5 protein-coding genes are annotated in these 7,866 nt (G+C 60.7%); 3 read left to right on the top strand and 2 right to left on the bottom strand.

The features are described from left to right. The first annotated feature begins 134 nt into the window (after positions 1 to 134). Positions 135 to 755 (top strand): EAL domain-containing protein, encoded by a 621-nt coding sequence (locus AX760_RS01305; protein ID WP_071831014.1) that lies wholly within the window; start codon positions 135 to 137, stop codon positions 753 to 755. A 187-nt stretch (positions 756 to 942) separates the two neighbouring features. Here AX760_RS01305 and AX760_RS01300 read toward each other — a convergent pair whose 3' ends face one another. Then, the gene (locus tag AX760_RS01300) at positions 943 to 2,979 is read right to left on the bottom strand and encodes an NADH:flavin oxidoreductase (RefSeq protein ID WP_071831013.1); all 2,037 of its coding nucleotides are present in this window, start codon (positions 2,977 to 2,979) and stop codon (positions 943 to 945) included. Between the two features lie 145 nt (positions 2,980 to 3,124). Between AX760_RS01300 and AX760_RS01295 the strand changes: the two genes are divergently transcribed. Continuing rightward, positions 3,125 to 3,766: a TetR/AcrR family transcriptional regulator gene (locus tag AX760_RS01295; protein WP_071831012.1), complete on the top strand. Its 642-nt coding sequence runs from the start codon at positions 3,125 to 3,127 to the stop codon at positions 3,764 to 3,766. A gap of 93 nt (positions 3,767 to 3,859) precedes the next feature. Here AX760_RS01295 and AX760_RS01290 read toward each other — a convergent pair whose 3' ends face one another. Further along, positions 3,860 to 4,879 (bottom strand): helix-turn-helix domain-containing protein, encoded by a 1,020-nt coding sequence (locus AX760_RS01290; RefSeq protein ID WP_071831011.1) that lies wholly within the window; start codon positions 4,877 to 4,879, stop codon positions 3,860 to 3,862. 137 nt (positions 4,880 to 5,016) lie between these two features. On the opposite strand from AX760_RS01290, the gene AX760_RS01285 reads away from it, so the two are divergent. Beyond that, complete coding sequence (locus tag AX760_RS01285) at positions 5,017 to 7,821, top strand: autotransporter serine protease (RefSeq protein ID WP_071831010.1); 2,805 nt, start codon at positions 5,017 to 5,019, stop codon at positions 7,819 to 7,821. Positions 7,822 to 7,866 lie beyond the last annotated feature (45 nt).

Here is a 7,866-nt window from a genome sequence, read left to right as displayed (position 1 = left end):
CCACGGTGTAGATCCCCTGTCCATCCTGCTGTCATTTGCAGAAAGGAAATAGGTGGCCGGATTTTACTCCGCCCGCAGCTGGATTATTCCGCCGCTACCGTGGCCGACTTTTGCACCGCCGCTCTCAATGCGGAATGATTGAGGCGATCACCGATATCCTCTTTCGCAAAACGCTCGATGCCATGAAAGGTCTCCCGGCGGACCTGCGCGTGGCGTTCAATCTTTCGGCCCGCGACCTCGTGTCGGAGCAGTCCATGACCGGCGTTTGCAAGCTGGTGCGAGAGAGCGGGATTGATCCCAACAGGCTGGAATTCGAGATCACCGAAACGGCGATGATGAAGAATTTCGAGGGTGCCCGCAGGGGGCTTGAGACGCTCTCGGCGATGGGATGTCGCATCGCACTCGATGATTTCGGATCGGGGTATTCGAGCTTTGGCTATATCCAACGATTCCCTCTGGATAAGATAAAACTCGATCGTTCCTTTCTCACCTCATCGGAGGAGGGAACAGTAAGCCAGAATATCATCCACGCCATTGTTGATCTGTGCCGAAATCTTGGTGTCGATTGCCTGATTGAGGGCGTCGAAAACGAAACACAGCTTAAAACGGTGCAGGCGGCAGGGGGCAGATATGTGCAGGGCTACTATTTCAGCCGACCCATGCCCGTGGCGAACGTGCGCGCTTACATCGAAGATGAGCGCTCGAAGCTGAGGTCGCTGCAGGACGACCGCCGGGGCCTACCGGTGGATCATTGAACAGCCTCGGCGTGCTTAGACCTCTCAGGCGGCGGACAGCCCATGCTCGCGCTGTCCACTTGCGACACGCCCCTCTGGCGAGGGGCAATAGTCTTTTCATGGTCAAGAGTTCGGTGCGCGCTCCCGATCCTATCCTGTTCCGACATGATCGGGGGCGCTGGCTTGCTGATCCCAAACGCAGCGATTGTCAAATGTCCTTGGCCAAACGCAAGGCGTCGTAAATTGCGGCATGGGTATTGCGGGCCGCAACGGCATCACCGATGCGGAACAACTGGTAGCTGCCTGCCGGGTTGCGCGCGATGGTTTGCTGCGTGCCTGACAGCAGCGCGTCGTAGGAGACTTCACCCAGATTGCTGGATCCCGGCTTCAGCTCGAAATAGAGGTCATCCAGCGGGATGGTTCCATGATTGATGACGATCTGGTCGACTGTCCGCTGCCGCGAAACGCCGCCATAATCGCTGCCAACCTGGGCGACGATCTGGTTGCCGCTCTTTGCCGCTGATTCCAGCCTGTAGGTGACGGTGAAGGTGACGTCGAGCTTTTGAAGCGAGCGCATGTAGGGAACAAGGTTCATTGCCATGACCTCAGGCGCGAAGGCGCGGTCCGGCGTCATGATCTCGACCTTCGCGCCCGATCTTGCCAGGAACTCCGCCGCCTGAAGACCGGCATGGTCGCCGGCATCGTCGAAGACAAGCACGTTCGTGCCCGGCTTGACGTCGCCGGAGATGATGTCCCAAGAGGATACGACGAGCGCGTTGCCTTCGGACAGGACGTCTGTATGCGGCAGCCCGCCCGTTGCAATGATCACGACATCCGGCTTTTCCGAGGCGATCATGGCGCTGTCGGCCCAGCTGTTGAAATGGAAGGTGACGCCACGCTTCTCGCACTGGCTCATGCGCCAGTCGATGATGCTGATCATCTCGCGCCGCCGCTCGCTTTGGGCGGTGAGGCGGATCTGGCCTCCCGGCTTGCTGGCCGCTTCGAATACCACGACGGCATGGCCACGCTCGGCCGATACGCGTGCTGCTTCCAGGCCGGCCGGTCCGGCGCCGACGATCACCACCTTCTTGCGGATATCGGCCTTCGGGATGCTGTGCGGCATGGTCTGCTCGCGGCCGGTGGCTGCATTGTGAATGCAAAAGGCCATGTTGCCCTGGTAGATCCGGTCGAGACAGTAATTGGCACCGACGCAGGGGCGGATATCGTCTTCGCGCTTTTCAATGATCTTTCGGACGATGTGCGGGTCGGTCATGTGGGCGCGGGTCATGCCGACCATGTCGACCTTGCCCGTCGCAATCGCATGCCGGGCCGTCGCCACGTCCGGGATCTTCGCCGCGTGAAAGGTCGGGAAATTGGTGGCGGCGCGGATTTCGCCGGCGAAATCGAGATGCGGCGCGTTTGCCATGCCCTGGATCGGAATGACATCGGTGAGGCCGGGATCGGTATCGATATGGCCGCGGATGACATTCAGGTAGTCGATCAGGCCGCTGTCGCGCAGACGCCTGGAAATCTCGATGCCGTCGGCCTTGCCGGTGCCGCCGGGAAGACATTCGTCGGCGGTGTAGCGAACGCCGAGAATGAAGTCGTCCCCGACCCGTTCCCGCATCGCCCGGAAGACGTCAAAACAGAAGCGCATGCGGTTGTCGAGGGATCCGCCATAGGGACCCTCCAGCTCGTTGGTCAGGGGCGACGTGAACTGATCGATGAGGTGGCCATAGGCCTCGAGCTCGATGCCGTCCATGCCGCCGGCTTTCATCCGTTCGGCCGCATCGGCAAAGTCCCTGATGATGCGCGCGATATCCCAGTCTTCCAGTTTCTTCGGAAACGCACGATGGGCCGCCTCGCGATGGTGGGACGGAGCCACGACCGGCAGCCAGTCGCCCTTGTCCCAGCGGGTGCGACGGCCAAGATGGGTGAGCTGGATCATGATCGCCGCCCCCTGCTCATGGACGGCGTCGGTCATCTCCCGGAGCCAGGGCACGATCTCGTCCTTATAGGCGAGCAGGTTGTTGAAGACCGGCGGACTGTCCTTCGATACTGCCGCCGAGCCGGCCGTCATGGTCAAGGCCACGCCGCCCCTTGCCCGCTCCACGGTGTAGGCCCGGTAGCGCTCCTTCGGCATGCCGTCTTCCGGATAGGCCGGTTCGTGCGACGTCACCATGATGCGATTGCGAAGTGTCAGGTGCTTCAGCTTGTAGGGCTGCAGGAGGGGATCGTTCGACATGCGCCGGGCTCCGGTTAGAGGCATTCGAACCAAGGCTAGGGGGCTATGTACACTTGTGTCAAGAAATAAAACATCAGCGTTTTTTCTAGCGACATAGCTGTACAATGTTCCTTGATCCCACACCGTCGATTTGGTAGAAACCATCATGGAACAGGCAATGACGGACAGTGGCGGGCGGGGTTCCCAGGAGGCCTGGCTTGCGGCGGCCTATGACCTCTTGCTCGAATCCGGCGTGGATTCCGTCAAAATCCTGCCCCTGGCAAAAAGCCTCAATCTGTCGCGGACCAGCTTCTACTGGTTTTTCAGGGATCGGGAAGCCTTGATGGCGGCTTTGCTCACCCGCTGGCGAGAGAAGAACACCGGCAACATCGTCAAGCAGTCGGAAGCCTATGCGGAATCGCTCGCCGAGGCGATGCTCAACGTCTTTGATTGCTGGCTGAACGACGATCTCTTTGATGCGCGGTTCGAATTCGCAATTCGCAGCTGGGCGCTGCAGTCGCCCGAAATCCTCGAGGAGGTTCATCGTGCCGATCAGGTGCGACTGGACGCGATCGGGAAAATGTTCATGCGATTTGGCTATGCCGAGCCAGCCGCAGACGTTCGTGCGCGCACAACCTACCTGGTGCAGATCGGCTATATCTCGATGCAATCGAACGAAGACATCTCGACGCGCATGAAACGTATCCCCGAATATATCGCGATCTACACCGGCCAGATACCGCAGCAGCGCGAGCTCGACCGCTTCTTTTCGCGGCATGGTTACAGACCTGTCGACGCCGAGGCCTGAATCTGCACCTCTCCATCGACCGGTGGGATTCAGCAGCGAAGCAGGACCTTCCGCGACAGTTTGCTGTTCGGCGTCTTATCTCGTCAGGTCAAATCAGCAGAGGTCTTTGACCCACGGCCGCAGGTCGAAACCGGCACTGACATCGGCGCCGGATGGGGCGCTGCTGCCATATTTTCGCAACTGGACCGGGGTCATCCCGAACCGCCGCCGAAAGGCGCGGCTGAAGTGCGACGGATCGCCAAATCCGTAATCGGCCGCGATGACGCCGATGTTGCGGGTATCGCTGGGATCGCACAGGGCTTTTCGGACATGGGCAAGGCGACGGTCGAGCATGAAGCTGGCGACGCCGCGATAGGGTTCGAACAGGCGATACAGCGTCGATCGCGAAAGGCCCAAGGCGTTCGCAAGGGCCTCGGCATCGAGCGTGCTATCGCCGAGCCGGCTTTCGATCATGCGCCGCGCGCGCTGGAATTGCGCTTCACGGAAGGGCAGCGGCGCGCTGTCACGCATCTCGTCCATCGGTTCCAGGGCTGCGTGGTACATGGCCAGTGTGGCATTGCCGACCGCTGCACCGACCGAACGCGGCATGGTGGGCAAGCGCTCGCGCAGGGCCAGAAGATGATCGACCATCAGGGCACCGAGCACGGACCCCCTCGGGCCTTGAGACATATGGCCATGCGGGACTTCGCGGACCTTCAACACGTCGCGGGGGATCATGACGGTGATGTTCGTCGATGCGACGGATATTGTCCTGGTTTCCCGGGCCATGTCGAGCGTGACAAGATCACCACGCCGGACGGTGATCGGCCGATCATCCAGCGTTCCGGTATATCCGCCCGTGGTGTAGACCTGGACCAACACATGGTTGATGCCGTCCGATGCGGCTTTCTGCAGGCTTCTCGTAAAGGCCGTGGCATCGAAGCTGCCGACCCCGACGAGAATGTCACCGAGATGGTAAGTGGTGTAGGCGGCTTTGAACTCGCCATTGGCATCCACAGGGGCGACGTCGAACACCGGTGCGACCGCCTGCTGCCATCCGCGAAATGCGTCCTTTGCATTCATGCTCGAGGAATCGAAATTCTGGCTGAGCAGGAGCGGTTCCTCGGCATCCATCGCTATTTTCCTCCTGCTTCATGAGCGTCTTATAAAGATGGGACGGCTATACCAAAGATGACATTTTATGCTCATCACGAATATGTTTCCTTCAGCTAAATGCCTGACGAGGATTTTCCAGTTGTGAGGAGTGCAAGATGTTGGGCAAGCGGGCGTTTTTATACTCGAGCACGGTGATTGCGTTCGGTTTTGCCGCGCTTTCGCCAACCACGCTCTTGGCGCAGAGCCTGTCCGACTGGGAAACGCCCGAGTATCGCGCCGGCTGGCAACTGGGCGCCGTGAATGCGGCCGAAGCATATGCGCTTGGTTTTACCGGAAAAGGCGTGTCCGTCGGCGTGCTGGACAGCGGGCTGGACACGCGTCATCCGGAGTTTACCGGGCGCGTGCTGGACGGCTATGATTTCACCGGAAACCACCCGATCGTCGGCGAGGGCAGCTTCGATACAGATACGCACGGCACCCATGTCTCCGGCATCATTGCCGCCAACCGGGATGGCGAAGGCATGCATGGCGTTGCCTTCGATGCCAAGGTCATGCCGGTTGTCTTCGATCAGAACACCGGGGATCCCGACGCCAATTTCGCGACGTCCTGGCGCTTTCTCGCCGACCAGGGCGTGTCGATCGTCAACAACAGCCTCGGTATCAACAACTGCACAGAGGGCGATGCGCCTCCCTGCAACGTCACCGACTATGATGCGGGTTACTTCGAGGAGAATTTCCCGGACACGATCGCGGCCATGAAATACACGGCCGAGAAGGATGTGCTGATGGTCTTTGCGACGGGAAACGAGAGCCAGCCGGCCCCCGACGCATTGGGCGGCATGCCCTACTGGATTCCGGAGCTGCGCGATAACTGGATCACGGTCGGCGCGGTTGATTCCGACGGCGAGCTTGCCAGTTTCAGCAATCGCTGCGGCATCGCGGCCGATTGGTGCCTGGTCGCTCCAGGTGTGGAGGTTTACTCCACAATGCCGCTCGGCGAAGGCTCGATATTCGACCCCAACTATATGCCCGAGGATGGCACGTCGATGGCGACGCCTGTCGTCTCCGGCATCGCGGCCCTGGTCAAGGAGGCCTTTCCGTTCTTCACCGCCCAGGATTTGCAGCAGACCTTGCTGACGACGGCGACGTCGATGGGCGACCCTTCGGAGTTTGGCTGGGGCATGGTCAATGCCGGCAAGGCCGTGCAAGGCTACGGCACTTTCGTGAGTGATGTCGGTATCGATACGAAAGGCTATGACGCCACGTTCGGAAATGACATCGATGGCGATGGCTCGCTGACGAAGATCGGCGATGGCATGCTGACGATGGCGGGCGACAACACGTATCTCGGCGGAACCGTCGTCTATTCCGGTGGTTTGTCGGTCGATGGCACGCTGTCCTCGCTGGTCTATGTCGGCACGGACGGCACGTTGCGCGGCACCGGCACGATCAATGCGCCGCTTGCGGTCGACGGGCGTCTTGCGCCCGGAAACTCGCCGGGGACTTTGACGGTTGCCGGCCCGGTTCTGTTGAGTGGTTTGGCGGTCTCTGAATTCGACATTGACGGCACAGGAACCGGCACCGGCGCGGGCAACTATGCGCGCCTCGTGACCACCGGGAAAACCGGCAGGATCGAGGTCAACGGCACATTGGTGGCCAAAACGCGCGGCATCACCGGTGACGCCACGAACACCTATGTCGCGTCGCTCGGGACGCGTTTTAATATCATCCGGGCGAGTGCAGAACTGACAGGCAGCTTCGACAGCCTTGTTCACGCCGGCACTGGTGGCCTGGCCCGGGCAACGCGGTTTGATGCCGTCTACGACGCGTCGGGCGTGTCGGTGGCCGTTACGCCGGAAGCCTATGGCGACCTTGCCGCCAATGGGTTGGAAACGACGAACAATCAGGATGCAACAGGGGCGGCGCTGGATGCCATCCGGCCGACGGCCGGGGTTCGCTCCGACCGTCTCTTTTCAAGCCTCTACACAACGGATGCCGGCGACCTGTCGAAGGCACTCGGACAATTGTCGGGCGAGATCCATGCCAGCGCCACGGCGCTGCAGGTTGCCCGCTCGGCAGCCTTGCAGGATACCGTCGCAGAGCGCGTGCACGGCGCACGGCTGGCCGAGGGGCTTGATGAGCGCGCAACATTCTGGTCGTCCGCCTATGGTGGTTTTGGATCGGCCGACGGTGGCCAGACGGAAACATTCGATTGGGATACCACCAATATCCTGTTCGGATTGGATATGGGCGCCGGTGAGGAAAGCCGCATCGGGTTGGCTGCCGGTACCGGTCACAGCAATGGCGATGTCGATGATGACAATGCAAGCCTGAGTGGCAACCATTATGATATCGTTGCCTATGGCTCGACGTCGATCAGCGCATTCGATCTCAGTGTCGGCGCTTCGCACAGCTGGTCGAATTTGAACACGGCCCGCTCCCCGGATTTTGGCGGGTTCAGCGATACGCTGACGGGCTCCTACCAGACGCGGACTGCGCAGGTCTTCGGCGAAATTGGCTATACGGCCGTCGTCGACCGCTTTGAACTCAACCCGTTTGTCTCCGGCAGTTACATGGCGATCAGCGACAGCCGCTTTGCAGAAACGGGTGGCGCGGCGGCACTGTCCGGAACGGTGGCGGATCGCAATCTCGGGCTGACGGTGACGGGTCTGCGTGTTTTGACCGAATTCGACGTCGGTGCCGGCAAGCTCTCGACGCGCGCCATGCTGGGCTGGCAGCATCTTCATGGCAATGCGCAAGGCATAGCCAATGTGGCATTTGCTGGTGGTGCGCCCTTCCGGATCGACGGGGCCGGTCTTGCGCGCAATGCGCTGCGCATCGACCTCGGCGCCGACTATTCGTTCAGTGACAGGGTGACGGGCGGTCTGGGTTACCGCGGGACGCTGGCGCCTTCGTCCAGCACCTCCTCGATAACCGGCAATTTCAAGGTCGCCTTCTGACGCCTGGAGCGGCATCGATGGCTCTGACTGTGGCACGCTGAACCG

Origin of the sequence: Pararhizobium antarcticum, from assembly GCF_001885585.1 — a bacterium.
Lineage (GTDB): Bacteria > Pseudomonadota > Alphaproteobacteria > Rhizobiales > Rhizobiaceae > Pararhizobium > Pararhizobium antarcticum.
This window is presented reverse-complemented; position numbering and strand designations above follow the sequence as displayed.